We start from the raw sequence: 18009 nt of genomic DNA, 5'->3' as shown, positions 1-18009 counted from the left end.
CGGACCAGCGGGCGCCTTACCGCGGAAGAGTGGGATGTCGTGGCGTCGCTCGAGATCGAGGCGCGCTTCGTCCTCGTCCTTGCCGACCACCTGACCGACGTAATACACGACGAGGTCATTCTGGCCGCCGTAGCCCTTGATAGCGAACCAGTCACCTACCTCGATCTGGCGGAATTTTTCCCACGTGCTCCTGGACGCGTAGTCATCGAAGTCGGGGTCGTAGTTGTGCTGCCAGAAGTTGCCAGCGATGAACTCGTCCTTCTTTCGGACCTTGCCCCATTGGTGGCCACCTGCCCAAAACCTTCTGCCCTGGCTGCGGTTGACTGGGCTCACTAGACGCCTTTCCTTGGTCAGCAACTCCGCTCAAGAGTGCCAAGATCGGCCCCGCGCGCAGAAGCCCAGCCTTCGCGGGCTTGCGTCCACGAACTCAACAGCGCCTCACCGTCGAGCTTCTGCACCGGGCACAGGTTTGTCCAGCCGAGGCGCCCGACGATCGCCTCCTGAAGACGGGGGGAGAGGGGGGCGAAGATGCTCATGCCCGATCCTCCAGCTTCCACAGGGCGAAAATAGATTTAACCGCTGCTGTGCTCTTGACGGTTTGGCCGTACTCGAGTTCGTAATTGGCGTTGGCAAGAACGCGGCCTTTTACATGGTTCCAAGCGAGCGGCCTCTTATTGGCAGCCCGGTACCACGTGACGATCTGGGCGGAACGACCGCCTGCGGGGAGACGGCAGAGCACTTGCATCGGAGGAAGCACCTCAGGCGACTTTCCGCCGACGTAGACCCATAACACCCAGTCGTTGTCCCGGAGCCACCGTCGATTATCATCCCACGAGAAGTCGGCAGACCATTTTGAAGAAGGCCCAGCCTTGGCTTGCCAGTCGTCAACGTTGGCGCGGTAGTGCTTCTCGACGAGCGTCGGAGGGTCTGAGCCGACGAAGTCTTCGACATGGAGGCGGACGCTCGGCTTCTCCGCCCTTGCCGGCTTGCCCGAGTTGGCACCGCCACGAGGCCGACGGTAGGCCTTTCTCGCCTCCCTGAGGTAGGCAGAGTCGATCTGCATGGAGTTGCGACAAGTGGAGCGGATGAACCGCCGCGCGTCCGTGACGAGACGTGCGTCGGTCGTACGTGTCACGACCTCAATAAGGCGGTTTGCCGCGTTGCTGGAGACGTTTGCAGAGCCCACGATAGCGACAGCCCCAAGGACATAGACTTTTGCATGCAGACTGGGGTGCGAGTAGACATGTACACCTCGACGGATTAGCGTGGCGATCGCGTCTGGGTGGGTCGCCCCAGCCTGCAGGGCGCCAGGTCCCATGTTACATACGAGGACGTCGCCCTCGGCGAAGTCGCTCAACAGTTCCGCGCCGTCTTCACCGATGTAGGCGACAGCGGCCAGTTTCCGACCGCGCGCCATCTCTGCCGCTGCATGGATCGCCGGCCAGACTTTGCCTGTGATGAGCTCCGTGGTCACCAGACGTCTTCCTTGAGCACGGGCTCGTCGGTGGCGTCGTCGGCGATCAGGAGGGGTTGGCCGGTGAGCTTGTGCTGCTCTTGCGCGGTGAGGTCGCCGACCTTGATCTTGAACTCGTACTCTTTCATGGGGTCGTAGTCGGGCTGTTCGTCGACGAGGTCCATCTGGGTGACGAACTCGCGGAGGAACTGGCGGGGGACTACGCCGACATCGCCCTTGAAGCCGGCGGTGACATCGGCGACGAGGCGCTCGATAAAGGCGCGGGAGACCCGGGTCTGGAGGCGCTCACGGTCGCGGGCGGGGTAGCGCTCGTGGAGGCAGGTGGCGACGGCGAGCAGGCGGGGCTGGTCGAAGGGAGTGAGCTCGAGCTGGGCCTGGCGGAGGCTGGCGAAGCGGCCGGTCTTCTTGAAGCAGATGCGGTCGTGGAGCGGGGCGAGGCCGGCGACGCCCTGGCGGCTGTCGAAGAAGTCGGGGGTGCCGGTGAAGATCCACAACAGACCCGGGTAGGAGCCGGAGGCGTCGAAGATCTGGCGGATCCCGTTGAGCGACTTGTGGCGCGAGTCCTTGCGCATGCGCAGGATCGTCTCGGCCTCGTCGATGACGATGACGAGGCCGTTGTAGTCGGCGGCCTTGATGATCTCGAGCACCCCGCGGAGGTACGAGAGGGCGTCGGTGCCGCTGATCTCGCCCTTGATGCCGGCCAGCTTCTTGGTCGCGGCGGCGACGTTGGTGCTGCCGCACAGCCAGGAGATCAGGGCGCCGGCCTCGTGGACCTCGCCCTTCTGCTTGAGGTCGAAGATCGCCTGGACGACGCGGGTGAAGTCGGGGGGGGCCTTGCCGCCGGTGGCGTTGGCGAGGCTGGTCTTGAGGCGCTCGCGGACCTTGGCGTCGAAGTCGTCAGCGTCGGGGTCGTTGCCGAGCTCGATCAGCGCGGCCTCCTGTTTGGCGATCCAGCGGTCGAGGATGTCGCCGAGGGCGCCGCGTTGGCACGAGGAGGTGCCGAGCTCGGTCATGACCTTGCGGTAAACGTCGTCGAAGCGGTGAAAGTGGAGGTCGTTGTCGGAGACGACGACGAAGGAGGTGGCGAAGCCCTGGGCCTGGGCGTCGAGGAGCGCGAGGCGGGCCATGAAGGTCTTGCCGCAGCCGTAGCCGCCGCGGAGGAACTTGACGGCGCCCTCGCCGTGGCGCAGCAGCTCGAGCTGGCGCTTGATCTCGTCGCGTTGTGGTTCGATGCCGACGGCGAAGGTCTCGACCGCGCGCTCGGGCACGGCGCCGCCGCGGAGCTTCTCGAAGATGTGGATGATGTCGCGTTGGCTGGTCATGGTGCTGTCCCTTCGCGCACGTAGATCCGGAGGTTGTCGACCGTGTCCACGCGGACGTCGAACGGGGCCTTGGCGGCGTATTCTTTGAACTTGAGCGCGAAGGTGCGGAGGTGACGCGGTGCGCCGAGCAGCGCCGCGACGTCGGTCTCGCTGAGCGTGCCGTGCTCGGCGAGGTGGGCGAAGACGCGGCGGATGCCGCCCTCAGGGAGCGCCCGGAGCCACTCGGGTGCGGGCGTTGGCTTGGGCGCAACAGCGACATCTGGAGCCGGTTCCGCCGATTTCACCGCAGAGGCGGATTTACGAAGATGGCCGTCCGGAGGGGCCATGGATTCGGGTGTGGGGCCATTCGGGTGTGGCGTGGGCTCCCGGGGGTTCACGGCGTGTACGGCGTAGCGATCGGGGGCGACGCAGGGGAGCACGTCAGCGACGGCGGTCGGATGATAGACCTCGACCAGGACACGGGCGTCGGTCGGGCCGCTGAGGTGGAAGAACAGCTCGAAGTCACTGTTGAGCGGCGCGACGATTGCCCCGCCGGCCAGGCGGGCGCCGCCGCGGACGGAGCGCAGCTCGACGGCGACTTCCGGAGCCTCGGGGACCCGCAGCGAGAGCTCGAGCTCGGTGGGGCCGATGTAGATCAGCGTGGCCTGGTCGTCGGGCTCGAGGCGGATCTTCAGGCAGTGCATATCGGTGACGCCCCCGCGCGGCTCGACGGTGACGCGATAGCGGGCCTGGCTGCCGCCGGCGCCCGAGCGGTGCTCGAGCGTGATCACCGGGATCACGCGCTCCTGCAGGCTGTTGCCGCCGTGGACGAAGCTCGGGCGCTGGGCGTTGTCGAACACACCTGTCGTTTCGGGCATGTACAGCGATAGCGTCGTATCGTCGTACTTGAGGTCGGTGAGGGCCACCCGGACCGCGTTTGAGCGGTCGGCGCCGACAGGGTCGAGCACGCAGCGCTGGCGTGGATCGATCTTGCGGCCGTGCGGGATACGGGTCGGGTCGCTCAGGAGGAGGAAGCCGTGATCCGAGGTGATCACGAACCTTCGCACCCCGGCCTCGCGCAGGAGCGCCCAGGCGGCGCGCAGGCGGTGGAGCACCACGTCGAAGGAGGCGAGGCTGACGAACGCGGTGTCGGCCTCGCCGAGGTCGTCGATCTCGCGGCTGTGGACGACGACGAGGTTCGCACCGCGGATCGCCTGGCGCAGGGAGTCGGCGGTACGGGCGACGATCTCGTCGAGGGGGATCCACGGGCAGCGCGTGCCCTCGACGCGGGCGAACATCGCCCGCTGGCGGGTCTCGGGGTCGTGGACAGTGTACTCGCCGGTGTGGAAGCCCTTGATCTTGCGGCCGTCGAAGGTCGGGCGCAGGCGGCCGCCGGGGCCGGCCATGGGGGCGAGGATGTTCATGCCGACCTCGGTGACGGTCGGCAGCTCGGCGAGGCGGGCGCGCAGGTGGGCCGTGGTGGCGGTGCCGGTGTCGAAGCTGGCGAACAGCTCCTCGGCCATCTCGAAGCGCAGCGCGTCGACCATGAACAGCGCGGTCGTGCCTGGCTCTCGGGACATGACCTTGACGACATCCTCGAACAGGGTCCGCTGCTGCAGCGAGGGCTGGGGGAGGAAGCCGTGGGCGCGGCAGAGGGCGTTGAAGTCACGGGCCCAGGCGTCGGCCCAGGTCGTCCAGCGCACGCGAGCGGCGTCGAGGCGCTCGCGCAGGTGCTCATAGTAGGGGGTGGTGGTCGAGACGGTGCCGCGGCGTCGCTCGAGGTGGCGGTGCGCGCGGTCGACGGCGGCGCCGTGGCTGGTGTAGCGGGCGACGGCCTCCTCGAGGCTGCCGAGGTCGCCGAGGCGGTCGCCGGCGGCGGCGATGGCCTGGCCCAGGCGGGCGACGTCGCGGACGAGCTCCCAGGCGAGCTGGCGCGGCGGCTCGATGCGCAGCCAGAACGATGGACCGCGCAGGCGCATCTCGGCCCAGGTGCTCGCGGCGTCCCAGCGGGCGGCGGTGAGGGCCTCGAGGGCGGCGGTGAGGACCTTGTCCTCCTCGAAGCGGAAGGTGTCGATGTCGCCGAGGTCCTCGGCTCTGGCGGCCTTGATCTCGGCCTCCAAGCGGCGCTCGGTCTCGTCGGCGGTGCGGCGGTAAAAGTCGTCAGGGCGGTCGCGGAGGTGGGCGGCGAGCTCGCGGCAGGCCTCGATCACGGGTCGCGGGAGGGCGTCCATCACCCGCAGGCGCTCGTCGTTCGGCTCGCGGTGCTTGAGGTCGTGGACGTACTCGACGCTCAGCGCCCAGCTGGCGACGGCGAACGCGAGGTCCTCGGCGCGCACGGGGTCGCGCGGGATGCAGGCGTCGCGCCAGGCGGCGTTCACACCTGACCTTGCGGACAGGTACTGCCACAGCGGGCCCTCGCGCTCGCTGGCAAGCTCGGTGAACACGCCGCGCGGACGCAGGAGGTCATCGACGACGTCGGGCAGGCGCAGCGCGTGGAGGCGGCCGAGCTCGCCCGCCTGCTGGCCGGCGAGGCGCAGCGCGAGCCAGGCGTCGGCCTCGTCGAGGGTGAGGTCGTCGCGGGCGCAGAGCTCGGCGATCGGCCCGGGCGGGACCTTCTCGACCGCGGCGTCGGCGACGACGTCGGCGAGTCGCTTGCGGAAGCAGTGACCGTCGCAGAGCAGCTCGAGCAGCGGGGTGTCGCGGGCGGCGGCCTCGTCGAAGCCTGGGAGGTGGATCAGCAGCGGGCGCTTGGCGAGGCCGCCGACGCGGGGCTCGAGCTCGAGCATCAGCTCGAGGAAGCTGCCGCGGTAGGCGACGAGGTCGAAGGGGAGCTCGCCGGTGTCGCGTCGGCGCAGCAGGCGGTCGACGAAGTCGGTGAAGGCGCCCGGGCGGTCGGGCCAGACCACGAAGCCGTGCTGGCGGGTGAGGTCCTGGAGGTCGGCCGCGAGGGCGGCGGAGACGGGGCCGAGGGTGTCTCTCATGCGTCCTCCTCGTCATCGTCGCTGGTCTCGTCGTCTGGCGCGGCGTCGTCGTCGGGCTCGTCGTCAGCGTCGAAGATGCTCTGTTGCAGCGCCAGGACCCGCAGCTGCTCGCCCCGACGAGTCACGGCGTCGGGATTGGCGCGGTTGAAGGCGGCGCGGGCGACGGACTCGTCGTCGGCGAAGAGGACGAAGGGCACCTTTTGCTTGAGCATGACGGCGTGCTCGAGGTTCCAGCAGGCCTCCGGGTGGGTGGACCAGAGGCCGGTGTGTTGGAGGGTGTAGGTGGCGAGCGGGCGCTTGTGCTTGCGGATACGGCGCAGCAGCTCGGTCTGGAGCAGGCCGATGGCCTCGGGGCCGCGGGTGGCGAGGAACTGGGCGCGATGGGCCGCATCGCCGCCGTCCTGGCGATAGGGGGATTCGGTGATGCGAAAATCCGGGGCGAGCTCGTCCTGGAGGCGCAGCTCCCAGGCCCAGGCGCGGTCCGGGTGGTACTTCCAGAAGCAGCCGTGGGCCACGGCGAGCGAGGGGTCTTTCTTGCATTTGGCGTCGACGCGGTCGGGCCAGTAGCGCATGGCGAGGTGCGCCCAGTCGTAGTCCTTGGCGTCGGCGCTGGCGAGCTCGCGCCACCACTTGCGCGGGTCCTTCCATTGCGGGGCGAGCAAGGGCCACAGGGCGGCGCTGTTGATCATCACGCCGTCGTCGAGGTCGGGGATGTAGCGGGCATCGACCGCACGCGGCGGGCACTTCGGGCCCTCGGGCGGGGGGCCCTTCTCGGCGCATTGCTCGACGGCGGCGATGAAGGCGGCCAGCTCCTCGCGCGGCTTCTTGACCTGGGCGAAGCGCTTGTCGGCGGCGCGGGCGGTCTTCTTGTCGCCGCCGTCGCGGGCGGCGCGGAGGTCGGCGAGCTCGCGGTCGAGGCTGTTCAGGCGCGGGACGAGGTGCTCGGCGAGCAGCGTGCGCAGCGTGGTCGCGGTCCAGCGGTGGATCGTGACCCAGGCGACGAAGGTGCGCTTCTCCGAGGACAGCGGCCAGTGGATCGGCCGGCTGTCGTACATCTTGCGGTGGAGGTCGAAGAAGCTGTCGGCGAGGTAACTGCGCAGGTCGTCGCCCTGGGCGATCGCGGGGCCGTGTTGCCGCCAGGCGGCGTGCAGGGGCGCCGCCGCCGGGTGGCCGAGGCCGTCGCTGTGGTCGTGCGGCGTGAGGGTGGTGTCCAGGAAGAGGATGCCAGCCGGGAGGGCGTGGCCCAGGTCGTCCTTGGTCGGGTCGAGGATGCCCTCACCGTTGGCGCCGAAGCGGCCGAGGGCGACACCGACGGCGTTTGAGAGGTGGTCGCTGGCGGGCTCGGGGTCGTACTCGGGAAGGTATTTGGGGAGCGGGGCGCCCTCAGGGCGGTCGACGGAGAGTTGGGCCCACGCCTGCGCGTGACGCCACGGCGAGGGGCCGGGGCGGCGGAATTCCACAGAGGGCTCGCGATGCGACTCGTGCTCGCCGAAGGCGCGCTCGACGGTGACGAAAATGTCGTCGGCGCTGGCGATCGGGAAGAGCGGGAGGCGGTTCACGTCGCCGACCGAGAAGTCAATCGTCGGATTGAGACTCTCAACGATGAACCGAGCGCGCCTGCTGTTCAGTAGACATGTAGTTTTCGGATGCGGAATACCATAGACGGTTCTCCCTTTGGCGTCACAGATACTCCGGAAACGATGGCTTCGGCCGCCGAACCGCTGCCCCATAGTAGTAAAGGCAGACCCGATCTCAAAATATCGGTCTTCACTTCTTACCGAGCGAGAATGACTCCCGTAGAGCGATTCATTGAGCACCTTAATGTTGAGGCCGCATCTTCTCCAGTCCACAACGTACGACACTGGCTCAATCCATTCCACCCCTTTGGCCCCTTTGATGTAGGGGGCCCAGCCGTCAGCGGCATCGGGGCGTGGCGCCGTCTCACGCACAAGACGCAGGCTGGCAAAATCAGTCTCCCAGGGAAGGCGAACAAACCAATCATTGTTACTCGTGGTCAAGCCCTGACGCACTGCACCGATTTCGGAAACCTTCGGTGTGGACGCATACAGATCCAGAAATGCTTGATCCCACCAGTACACAAGTGGCCCGCCGTCAATTGCTTGAAAGGCCGCAGCATTGAATTCAATCCGCCCACGCTGAATCAGTAAAGCGGATTGAGTCCGAAGCGGCTGGAGATCATCGCGGAAAACCTCCGCGGGGGAGTGAGGGCGCATCGCTATGGAGGGGAGCGATTCAGGTTATGCCTTGAAAAGATGCTGCAGCAGGTCGAAATAAGCGTGCCTCCAGTCGTGAAGGCAGCCTTTCCAAGATCTGCGAGCATCGATATTCTATTCTGCCGAACCCACGAGCGCAGATCTTCATAGCTTTGAAGAAACAGCCAGTTGGAAAGCGTTATAAATCCACATGCGCCACCTTCCTGAACCAGTTCCAACCCCCTCTGCAGAAACCCCGCATAGAGATCGGCGCGGGCGCTCGGATATGCAGCGAGATATAGACTTGGATCCGCAAGTTTTCCTGTTCCTAGATAGGGCGGGTTTCCTACTACCAAGTGATAGGTGCCCTCGCGCAGGATGCGAATACAACGGACGCCAGCAGCGAGTTGCTCGCCGCGCAGATGGAGCCCGAGGTCCTCGCCCCCGGTATGCATCTTGAGGAATTCTTCGAGGCGGTCCAAGACTGTCGTCTTGGCCTCTTGGCGGGTGAGCAGGACCCGCTGCTCCCGGGGAAAAGTCCCTGCGAGTAGGTCGCCCTGCGTGCCTTGGGTCCGTCCTGATGCGCGGCTGAGGCCCGCCTCGCAGCCGTCGATCGCCGCCTCGACCGCGCGGTCGACATGGAGCAGGCTGCCGAGGTGGTCGGCGCCGCGGAGGGCGTCGACGATCGTGTCGGTCAGCTTCTCGGGGATCGCCGTCTCGCGCTCGACCGCGCGGCGGAGCTCGACGAGGGCATCGTCGTCATTCTTCAGCCAGCGAGGCGGAGGTTGGTTGCGACGAGGTTCAGCCGGCGGGGCTGCGCTTCGGGACAGGTCTGGCGGGCCTTGAGCCACAGGGCGGCCGCGGCGATCTGGATCGCCCGCGGGTCGAGGTCAAGGCCGTGGAGGTTGTTCTCGAGGATCCGCTCGACGATCGCGCGGTCGCTCCATTGCGGCTGACCGGCCTCGCCGCGATGGCGGGCCTCCTCCTGATAGAGCGCGTGCAGTAGGTCGAAGGCGACCACCAGGAAGTGGCCGGAGCCGACGGCGGGGTCGAGGAGCTTGAGCTCGCGGATGCTCGCAGGCGCGTACCCGCTGGCGTCCGCGGGCAGCTCCTGGGGCACGTAGTAGGCCCAGCGGTGCTCGGCTGGCGTGTGTAGCGGCATCAGCTCGGTCAACGCGACCTCCCCGGCCTCCCGCTTCGCGCGCCAGGCGATGCGGCGGGCCTCGAGCTCGGCGAGCGTGCCATCGGCCTGGACCTCGGCGATCCAGTGATTCTTGGCGCAGATCGCCAGCCAGAGCGGGCCGAGGCTGTTTTGCAGCAGCCAGTCGACCATGTAGCGCTCGGTGAACATCTGCGTCTTGCTGGCGATCTCGTGCGGCTCGAGCTTGCCGCGCGCGTGCAGCTTGGCGTCGAGGGCCTCGCGCTCGGGGTCGTTCCAGTATTGATAGACCCAGCCGAGGGTCATATCGTCGGTCCAACACTCCGCCAGCGCGGGGTCGTCGAGGGTCTCGACGACGTGACGCCACATGTCCACCGGGACAGGGATGAGCTCCCCCACCCCAGCGTGCCCGTACAGGCCGGGCAGCTCGATGGCGAGGTCTTCGAAGACGAGCTGCAGCAAGTAGGCATAGCCCTCGCTGCGGTCGCCGCGGACGAGGCCCGGGGCGAGCTCGCGGAATTCCTTGAAGCCGCGCGACTCCCAGGCGCCGGTGACGAGCGCGGGCTTGTGAAGGCCGGCGGCCTCGAGCAGGCGCAGCATGACGACGCGACCGAGCAAGGTGTAGGCGGCCTGCTTCTCGGCGTCGCGGCGCAGGCGCTGCCTTGCCGCTTCGCGGTCGCTGTCCTTTCGGACCTGCTTCTCGGGCAATGCACGGAGTTGCTCGTCGATCCAGCCCTCGAGGCGGCCCCTGCGTTCGCGGGCGACCTCGTCGAGGCCGGCCTTCGCGGCGTCGATCGACAGGAGATAGGTCTGTTCGGTCTCGCTGTGGAGCCCATCGAGAAGATGCGTGCGCAAGCCGCGGATAGCGGCCGACAGCGCCTTCTTGGCCTCGGGGGACATCGTCATTGGATCCGGGCCCCTGTGCCGGCACGAAGGCGAGCGAGGAGCGTTTCGCGGATCTCGGCGAGGAGCGCCTCGACGTCGGCCTCGGTGGCGACGCGACGGTTCCTCAGGTTGAGCTCTACGGGGACGAAGATCGGGCCCTCGCGCTCACCGAGGATGCGCTCGAAGTGCTGTTGTGCCTCGGCGGAGGCGCGCTCGAGGGCAATTTTAAAAGTCTCGAAGAGCTCGCGCAGCGTCGGGGCGATCGCGTCGACGCCGGTGGTGGTGAGGGCGGCGGCGAAGGGGCGAAGGACGCGGTGAGATTGCTCGGAGGTCAGGGTGCTGAAGCCGGGCTGGGTCTTGATCTCCGCGCGGGCGCGCTCGGCCTCCTGCTCCTGCCATTGCAGCAGGCGGCGGCGCTCGGCGATGTAGGCGTCGCGGAGGAGGCGGAGGTCGCCGTCGAGGGCGCTGATCTCACGCCAGGGTCGTTCGGCGGCGAGGTGGGCCGCGATGCGCCGCAGCGCCGCGGTGCGCTCGTCGTCGAGGGCGCCGGTGGCCGCGAGCTGGGCCGCGTGGTGGTCGCGGACGCGGGCGGCCTCTCGCACGGCGTCAACCGCACTCTGGGACAGCTCGGACTCGTGGAGCCCGAGGAGCTGGATGCCCTCGCGGAGGACGTCGAGGTGCTTCTTGACCTGCTTGAGGGTCGGCTGGGTTTGACGGATCTCGCGCAGGCACTCCTCGAGCGCGTCCTGCAGGCGGGTGAGCGCCGCGGGCGGGGGCGGACTGCCGGGCAGCTGCGCGAGGCGGGTGAGCACCGCTCGCAGGCGCGGCCCTTGAAGCGGGAAGTGCTGGGCGACGGCGTCGGCGATGAGGCTGTCGTCGCGGTCCATCTCGTGCGCGAAGGACTTCTTGAAGAAGTCGCAGATCTTGGCGCGGACCGGGAGGCCGATCGGGTCCTCGTCGGCGGGGCTGAAGCTGGCGCGGCGGAAGTTGCGGTCTTTATCGAAGGTGTCGATGGCGCCGCCGCCACGAAGGTCGGTGATCGTGGAGCCGCCCTCGGTGCGGCCCTTGACCCGGCGGGCGCGCAGGAGGCCGAGGACGCAGGCACGCAGCACGTTGGCGGTATAGCCGTATGGGGGGCCGCCGAAGTGGGCGAGCAGAGCCTGTCCGGAGGCTGCGCCCTCGCTGGTGATGTACTCGAGGACGCGGGTCGGGACCGTCCCGTTGCAGACGAAGACGATGCGGCCGCCGTCGAGGGCGAGGATCCCGAGCTCGCCGGGCATGAACTTCTCGGGCGGCCCGGTGAGCTCGGGCTTCAGGAGCAGCTCGAGCTCGGCAGGGGCGACCTGGGTGGCGATGTGATGGGGGTAGATCTTGCGGAGATAACGGCCTGCGACGGTCTCGATGGCGCGTTCAAAGCTGTCACCGATGTCGGCGGGGCGGGTCGGTTCGCCGCGGAAGTAGATCTGTCCCGAGAGGAAGGTGCGGGCGACGATGGTCCGGATCTGGGGGAGGAGATCGTCGATGCGGTCCTTCTCCTGCTGCAGGAGGGCCTTGCGCTCGGACTGAAGCGACTCGCGTCGCGGCTCATACTTGCGGACCATCTCGCGGGCGCGGGCGAGGTCGACGGCGCGCTCCTCGAGCAGGTCGGTATCGCCGCAGAGCCAGACGAGGCGGTCGCGCAGGCGGGGGTCGTTGCTGCGGACCCAGCGCTCGGGTTGACGCTCGTCGAGCTCGAAGAGCAGGCGGAAGTCGACGGTGATCGGGGCGTCGTCACGGGGGTCGACGATCACCGCGTCGTCGATCTGGCGGCCGTCGGAGAAGCGGGCCTCCCAGCGGAACGGGCGATCGTCGAGGCGCGGGCGGGTCGGCTTCGCCATGAGGTACTTGAGGGCCTCCTGGGTGAGCTCGGTGACCATCTCGCGGCCGATATCGATCTCGAGGCGCTCGCGGTCCCACTCCTCGCCGGCGGTCGACTGGATCTTGTAGCCGGTCTTCTCGGCGTAGCTGAGGAGGCTGGCGCGATGGAGGGCCTCGAGCGCCTCGGTGACCTCGCTGACCTGATTGCCGCGGCCCAGGCTGTCGTGGAGGCACTGGGCGACGAGTCTCGCGTCGGTGCGGTACTTGTTGCTCTTCTCCTCGTCGGGCTGAGGACTTGTCGCTCTTCCCCTGGACGAGCTGGAGCAGGGCGACGACCTTGGCCACGCGCAGCTTGAGGCCGGAGCCGTCGCTGGCGCAGTGGTTCAAGATCCGGCTCATGCTGTTCTGGGTGTCGGAGCTGAGGGAGGTGCGCTGGACGTCGTAGACCTGGTCCAGGCTGATCAGGGCGCCGACGGAGGCGTCGGCGAGGCCCTGGCTGCGGAACAGTTCGCCGAGGATCTGGAGGAGACCGCGGATCGCGTGGGCGTCGCCCTGGGCGAGGGCCGAGGAGCGCATGGCGCTGGTGATCTCGCCGATCAGCTCGACGTGGTTGGGGAGCAGCGGGTAGACCTCGACGAACTCCTCCTCGGTGAGCTCGGCGCAGTCGTAGGCGTAGAGCTTGAGCTCGTCCTTGTGCTCCTGGTAGAGCCGGCGCAGGTCGGCCTCGAGCTCGGGCTTCTTGCGGAGCAGGCGCTGGTGGACGACGTCGCGAATGTTGCTCGGCTCGAGGTGGACGCGGAGCTTCGCGGGGAAGCGGTCCTTGGCCCACACGAGGAAGGAGTCGTCGGCCTGCTCCTCGAGCTTCTGCTGGCCGAGGGCCCACAGCCATGCCTTGCCGCGGAGCTCGGCGCCGAGGGCGGTGGTGAAGGCGCGCAAGGCGTCGATGCGGGGCTTGTTGCCGAGGACGAACTGCGAGACCTCGTCGACGACGAAGAACACGGTCGACGCGGGGCTGCGAAAGCGCATCATGTCGGCGATCGCCCGCACGGCGTCCTGGACGGACTCGGTGTGGCGGCGGGTGCCGGAGCGGCTCGAATACCACGACATCGGATCGCGGTATTTGTGGGGCTCCATCTTGTGCATGACGAGCGAGAAGTCCTCCTCGGCGAGCTCCATGTCCTTGACCTCGGACCAGGGCTTGCCGAGGGCCTGCTCGGCGACCTCGAGGAAGCGGGCGTACTTGCCGTCGCGCTCGAGGTCGAGCTCGAAGTCGGCGACGATCGCGTCCTTGCTGCAATATTTGAGGCGCGTCTGGAGCTGGCGGACGACGACGGAGTGGACGTGCTCGTTGCCCCGCGACAGGCCCCCGAGGTCGAAGACGACCGCCATGGGCTCGATCTTGGCGAGCAGGCGATCCCAGGCGTCCCGGAGCTCCTGGCGCCTGGGCGAGGTGTCGCGCTCGAGCAGGGCCTTGGCGAGCGAGCGGCCGCCGGGCAGCGCAGTGCGGTCGAGCGCGAGGCCGAGGAGCTTGGCGAAGCTCGACTTGCCGGAGCCGTAGAAGCCGGAGATCCAGGCGACCGGGAGGTCGACGCGGTCCTTGCGGTCGAGCTCCTGGGCGATCGCGGTCAGCAGCTTGACGGCCTGCTCGTGGATCCCGTTGGGCACGCGGCGGCGACGCTCGCCTTCGGGCCAGCCGCCGGTGATGATGTATTCGTCGACCTCGGCCTTGAGCTTCTCCGGGCTCGTCTCGTGGAACCACACGATAGGGGCGATGGGGCGGGTGACCTCGGAGGCGAAGATATCGCGGAGTTTCGCGGGCAGCGTCATGAGTAGATCCTCGGGCGATAGTCGGAGCTGGCGGGGAGGACGCCCATATAGGAGAGGCTGGTCGGGCCGGTCCGCTTGCCGGGGTAGAGCAGGACGACGGGGATATCGGCGGTCCGGCCGTCGAGGTAACGGAGCAGCGCGGAGGAGCTGAGGAACGGGAACAGGGCGCCGGCGCGGCCGATCAAAGCGACGGTCCGGGAGGCGCGCTCGGGGTCGTGCTCGGCGTGTTCGCGGAGGATCCGGCTGCAGTCGGCGGCGAGGCCGTCGGGGCCCTCGAGCATCGGGGCGAGCTTGCCCTGGAGATAGGTGATCGCGCGCTCGTGGCTCTGGCCGCTGGTCGCCCGCTCCATATCGGTGACGCGGCGGATCCAGGTGTCGCCGTGGCGACGGATTCGGTCGAGGAGGAGCTTGTAGAGGTCGATGGCGAGGACGACCCAGCCGTCGCGCATGAGCTCGCGCGAGAGGGTCTGGACGTGGCCGCGGACGTGGAACTCGTCCTCGGGTGGGTAGAGCGCGATGGCGAAGCGATAGTTGCGCATCGTGCTGATCTGCGGGCCGTCCTTGTGCACGAGGTCGTTGCGCAGCGAGGCGAAGGGCTCGGGCAACGGTGTGAATAGCGGGAGGGTCATGGCCAATACACCGATCAGGCCGACTGGGCCGAAACGTGGGTGTGCGCGAGGGACGGGGCGATGGTGGCGGCGGCCCAGCTGATGAGATCGGGGTAGCGCCAGCCGAAGTCGACGAGGTCGGCCTGGCGGCGGAACTCGAGGGCGGAGAGGGAGCGCAGGCGAGCGCCGAGCAGGTCGCCGTCGAGGCCGACGGAGGCGAGGTACGGGTTGTCGAGCAAGGTGCCCGCGAAGTCGATCTCGCGCAGGAGGTAGAGCAGATAGGTGAGCGCGTCGTCGTCGACGCGGGGCCAGGCGAGCGGTCGAGGATCGCGGTTGGTGGTCACGAGGCCGGTAGCGAAGGCGCCGGATAGCAGCTTGCTGGCGAACTGGATCCTGGTGGCCATGGTCCAGCGCTCGGGACCGTGCTCCTCGACCCAGGCGAGGACGAGCGCGCGGGTGAGCTCGGGGCGAGGGCCAGCGCGTCGGGCGGGGAGCGCGACGCCGGTGAAGGCGCGGTAGAGCGGGTCGCTGAGCTGGAGGTGCCAGTGGCAGATGAGGCGGCGGGTGCCGGGATCCATGTCGTGCCAGCCACACAGGACGCGGAGGGCGGCCGGGAAGGCGTCGAAGCGGGCGCGGAAGTTGCTGAGCAGGATCTCGATGCGCGCCATGCTGCGGGCGCCGAACCAGTAGGCGTCGAAGGCGGTGCGGGGCTCGACGGGGAGATGATCGGGGTCAATCCGCTGCCAGTAGGCCCGGGCGTCCTCGGTCTCGAGGGTCGCCTTGAGCAGGCGGGTGTGGACCCGCGTCTCCTCGGCCGGCCGTGCGGTCAAGGCCTCCTCCGATAATACGGGAGGGGGTACTCGCCGGAGAGCGGGACGAGGGCGGCGAGGAGCTGGCGGACGAGCTCAGGGAGCTCGGCAGGTGGAGTGCCGGTCAGGCGGCGGCCGACAGGCTCGATGACGTGCTTCGCGGTGTCGAGGCGGAGGAAGCGCTCGAAAGCCTCGCGGTCGAAGGGGTCGTCGTCGCTGTCGTCCTCGCCGGTCGGGAGGCGGATGAAGTCGCGGAGGGTCGGGAGGGCGGTGGTCGGGGACTTGCCGCCGCGTTTGTGGTGCTGGAGGCGCTCGTCGGCCTGCTCGTCCCGCTCGAAGCCGAGGTGGAAGAGGGTCAGCTTGGTGTCGGCGTCGCCGCTCTGGGCGCGCCGCTCGGCGTCGTGACGACGCGCGGTCTCCCGCGCGGCCTGGAGGAGGACCCACGGGGTCGTGTGCGGGGTGAGGCGGGAGAAGAGGTCGAAGCCGCCAAAGCGGCTGACGAGGTCGCACCGCCACCAGCCGAGCCGCGCGGTTTCCCCTGCCCAGGCGACGAGACACTGGGCGGCGAGGAGGGCGTCCAGGTCGCCATCGGGGACGCGAACTCTGGCACGGAGAGGCTCGGAAGCCATGTTGGGGCAGAGTACCGCGACTGCGGACGGGTCGGGGGGCGGGGGACGGGACGGGCGGGGGGCGCTAAGTGACGGTTCTCATGCGCAGAACACCCCGCGCTGCACTCGAGCCAGCCCCGAGAGGCGCGCGACGCGGCCACAGGATGGGTCCGTCAACCCCGCCAAGACAGTCTCGCGGCACGTCCAGGTCGCTGGGTTCTGGCTTGCAGGGCCCCACGTTCCCAAATTGCCTAAAGTTCGAGGCAGTAGAGGTGGAAGACGGCTTTGTCGCACTGCCGGCTCTTGACCCCGGTCCACCACTGCTCGGCTTGCCAAGCCATCGCGTCGGGTGAGTCGATGGGGAGCGCGCTGAAACCCACCCGCCCTGTGTAGTCGGGCTTCGCGCTGCTCCAGCCGAGGCAATTCTCCTCTGGGCTGAAGCTGATGCCGCCCGGGGCCGTGTTCGTCGCCACATATGTCTCGTAGAGCGTGCTGCCGTACTCCGTCACCGAGATCCCCTCACCAAGCGGGCCGGCCGCATTCTGTTCCGGGACCATCTCGGCGAATTTCTTGCCCGTGACCAACACGTAGGGTAACGATGCCACGACTTTATCGAAGCGGTCCTTTGCGTCAACGTCGGCGGTGCTGAGATACGCGTGGAAGCGTTCTGGTGACGCCAACCCTGCTGCCGTCGCTGCCGCCTTGCACTTGAGATCGGCGCCGAACAGCCCGTCCAGCGCCCCTGTGAAGCCATCATTTGTGATGAAGCCCCGGAGTTGCTGGGCCCTGCAGCTCGTGTCACACAGGATCCCCTGATTGTCACCCTTCTGCCCGCCATTCTCGAGCCCGAGGTCGCAGGTCTCGAACTCCTTCTGCAGCTTGTGGTCTCCGCAGCGGGCTCCAGGCTGGCAATCCTCCGCGCACAAGCTCCCGTACTCGTCGCTGTTCGCCGCCCCCTCGTCGCACAGCTCCCACCCGACGAACAGTTTGCCGTCACCACATACGTTGAGGGTGCAATCTGCCGTGCAGAACCGGTTATTATCATTCCCGGAAAGCCCGTCGTCGCACGCCTCATCGTCCTCTACGACGCCATTCCCACATTCGGTCGCCCCCGTCGTGGTACCCGCCGCGTCAGTGCCGGTGTCCGTCCCGCTGGTCGTGCTCGTTGTCCCCGGTCCCTCGTCGCCAGGCGCAGTCGTCGTGATGTCCAACGTCGTGGTGGGCGTGTCAGGCATTGTGGTGGAGGGGTCAGGCGCCGTCGTGGTTCCCGTGGTCCCGGTGTCATCCTCGAGCGAGCCCGCCGGTTCCTTGCAAGCGGGCACCGTCAAGCTGCAGAGAAGGAGGAGGTGACGCGGCGCGATCAAGGGCATGGCGGTCTCCGGCGGGTGAATTTACAGGCTCTGAAAGCAGTATAGGGCGTAGGGCGAGGCACAATCGCTGGGTTGGTCAAATCCGGCTGCCATGGTCCACTCGGCCGTTTTGCGATCGCTGTAGCCGTAGTAACCGGTCTTCAGGATCGAGCTGGTGGACCAGTCGTCACAATGCTCAGAGTCCGGCACCGCGGTGCCGTCCGGGCGGGTCCCGGTCCACACTCCCCCTTGGTAGATCTCGCTCTTTTCTGTCACCTCGAGCGGGTTGTCCAGTTGTCCCGCCAGCAGCGCCGACCACGAAGTGGCCAGTACCAGGCCGTTCACCATCACCAACCTGCCGCGCCCCTGCGTGAAACGGTCGCGTGCGTCGGTCGTGCTGTCGCTAAGCCATGCCCGGTACTTCAAGCCGTCTGGCCACCCCTGATCATCGGCAAGGTTCGCACACTGGGCGTCCGCTGACTTCAGGCTGCCCACGGCTGCCCCCTTGTACAGCGTGCTCGTCACGAACACCCGGCGGTCGAGCGCACAGGTCTCGCTGCAGCCGTCGTCCGGGTCCAGGTTGTTGTCGTCGCACTCCTCCGGCTCGAGGCCGAATGCCTCCAGAACCCCGTTGCCGCACTCGGCCATCGGCTCGCCTGTGCTGCTCGCCGTGGTTTCGCTGTCCCCGGTTGAATCGGTGGTGCCGTCGGTCCCTGAGCTCGTGCCCGTCGTATCTGAGCTCGCCTCCGTCGTCTCGCCACTGCCGTCGGATGAGGTGGTGTCGTCGCCCGAACTGGAGTTCCCCGTGGTCCCCGTCCCGCTCGTCCCGCTCGAGCTCATCGAGCAGTCCTCGAGCTCCTCGACGTAACCGGCCACCCGCTGCACGCCACACGCTGGGGTCAGCGCGAGCAGCACGAGGATGCAGTACGGCCGCATGA

At 68.1% G+C, this 18009-nt stretch carries 14 protein-coding genes; 1 reads left to right on the top strand and 13 read right to left on the bottom strand.

Features of this window, described 5'->3' with window-relative positions:
• Nucleotides 1-39: 39 nt before the first annotated feature.
• Nucleotides 40-336: a hypothetical protein gene (locus IPJ59_RS07465; protein WP_293270494.1), complete on the top strand. Its 297-nt coding sequence runs from the start codon at nt 40-42 to the stop codon at nt 334-336.
• Between the two features lie 14 nt (nt 337-350).
• Here the strand turns inward: IPJ59_RS07465 and IPJ59_RS07460 are convergent, their stop codons facing one another.
• The 13 genes from IPJ59_RS07460 to IPJ59_RS07400 form a co-directional block, all read right to left on the bottom strand.
• On the bottom strand, nt 351-536 hold the full coding sequence (locus IPJ59_RS07460) for a hypothetical protein (protein ID WP_293270492.1): 186 nt from the start codon (nt 534-536) through the stop codon (nt 351-353).
• Nucleotides 533-1474: a phospholipase D family protein gene (locus IPJ59_RS07455; RefSeq protein ID WP_293270490.1), complete on the bottom strand. Its 942-nt coding sequence runs from the start codon at nt 1472-1474 to the stop codon at nt 533-535. The genes IPJ59_RS07460 and IPJ59_RS07455 overlap by 4 nt, the downstream gene beginning before the upstream one ends.
• Nucleotides 1471-2796, bottom strand: coding sequence for a BREX system ATP-binding protein BrxD (gene brxD, locus IPJ59_RS07450; protein ID WP_293270488.1), 1326 nt, complete (start codon nt 2794-2796; stop codon nt 1471-1473). Before brxD ends, IPJ59_RS07455 begins: the two co-directional genes overlap by 4 nt.
• The gene (gene pglZ / locus IPJ59_RS07445; protein WP_293270486.1) at nt 2793-5756 is read right to left on the bottom strand and encodes a BREX-6 system phosphatase PglZ; all 2964 of its coding nucleotides are present in this window, start codon (nt 5754-5756) and stop codon (nt 2793-2795) included. Before pglZ ends, brxD begins: the two co-directional genes overlap by 4 nt.
• The gene (gene pglX / locus IPJ59_RS07440) at nt 5753-7990 is read right to left on the bottom strand and encodes a BREX-6 system adenine-specific DNA-methyltransferase PglX (protein ID WP_293270484.1); all 2238 of its coding nucleotides are present in this window, start codon (nt 7988-7990) and stop codon (nt 5753-5755) included. The genes pglZ and pglX overlap by 4 nt, the downstream gene beginning before the upstream one ends.
• A gap of 2 nt (nt 7991-7992) precedes the next feature.
• Nucleotides 7993-8820, bottom strand: coding sequence for an Eco57I restriction-modification methylase domain-containing protein (locus IPJ59_RS07435; protein ID WP_293270482.1), 828 nt, complete (start codon nt 8818-8820; stop codon nt 7993-7995).
• Nucleotides 8736-10028, bottom strand: coding sequence for a DNA methyltransferase (locus IPJ59_RS07430; RefSeq protein WP_293270480.1), 1293 nt, complete (start codon nt 10026-10028; stop codon nt 8736-8738). The genes IPJ59_RS07435 and IPJ59_RS07430 overlap by 85 nt, the downstream gene beginning before the upstream one ends.
• Before the next feature lie 1755 nt (nt 10029-11783).
• Nucleotides 11784-13697 (bottom strand): BREX system P-loop protein BrxC, encoded by a 1914-nt coding sequence (brxC, locus tag IPJ59_RS07425; protein WP_293270479.1) that lies wholly within the window; start codon nt 13695-13697, stop codon nt 11784-11786.
• Nucleotides 13694-14326: a BREX protein BrxB domain-containing protein gene (locus tag IPJ59_RS07420; RefSeq protein WP_293270477.1), complete on the bottom strand. Its 633-nt coding sequence runs from the start codon at nt 14324-14326 to the stop codon at nt 13694-13696. Before IPJ59_RS07420 ends, brxC begins: the two co-directional genes overlap by 4 nt.
• A gap of 14 nt (nt 14327-14340) precedes the next feature.
• Nucleotides 14341-15135, bottom strand: a complete 795-nt coding sequence (locus IPJ59_RS07415; RefSeq protein ID WP_293270475.1) for a hypothetical protein — start codon at nt 15133-15135, stop codon at nt 14341-14343.
• Entirely contained in the window at nt 15132-15743 is a 612-nt protein-coding gene (gene brxE / locus IPJ59_RS07410; RefSeq protein WP_293270473.1) for a BREX-6 system BrxE protein, read from the bottom strand. Before brxE ends, IPJ59_RS07415 begins: the two co-directional genes overlap by 4 nt.
• A gap of 230 nt (nt 15744-15973) precedes the next feature.
• On the bottom strand, nt 15974-16957 hold the full coding sequence (locus IPJ59_RS07405; protein WP_293270471.1) for a hypothetical protein: 984 nt from the start codon (nt 16955-16957) through the stop codon (nt 15974-15976).
• A 156-nt stretch (nt 16958-17113) separates the two neighbouring features.
• Nucleotides 17114-17986 (bottom strand): DUF4215 domain-containing protein, encoded by an 873-nt coding sequence (locus IPJ59_RS07400; RefSeq protein ID WP_293270469.1) that lies wholly within the window; start codon nt 17984-17986, stop codon nt 17114-17116.
• Nucleotides 17987-18009: the final 23 nt, after the last annotated feature.

It is taken from the genome of Nannocystis sp., assembly GCF_016714285.1.
Taxonomy (GTDB): Bacteria; Myxococcota_A; Polyangia; order Nannocystales; family Nannocystaceae; genus Nannocystis.
The sequence above is the reverse complement of the archived record's forward strand: the minus strand, read 5'-3'. Positions and strand labels throughout refer to the sequence as shown.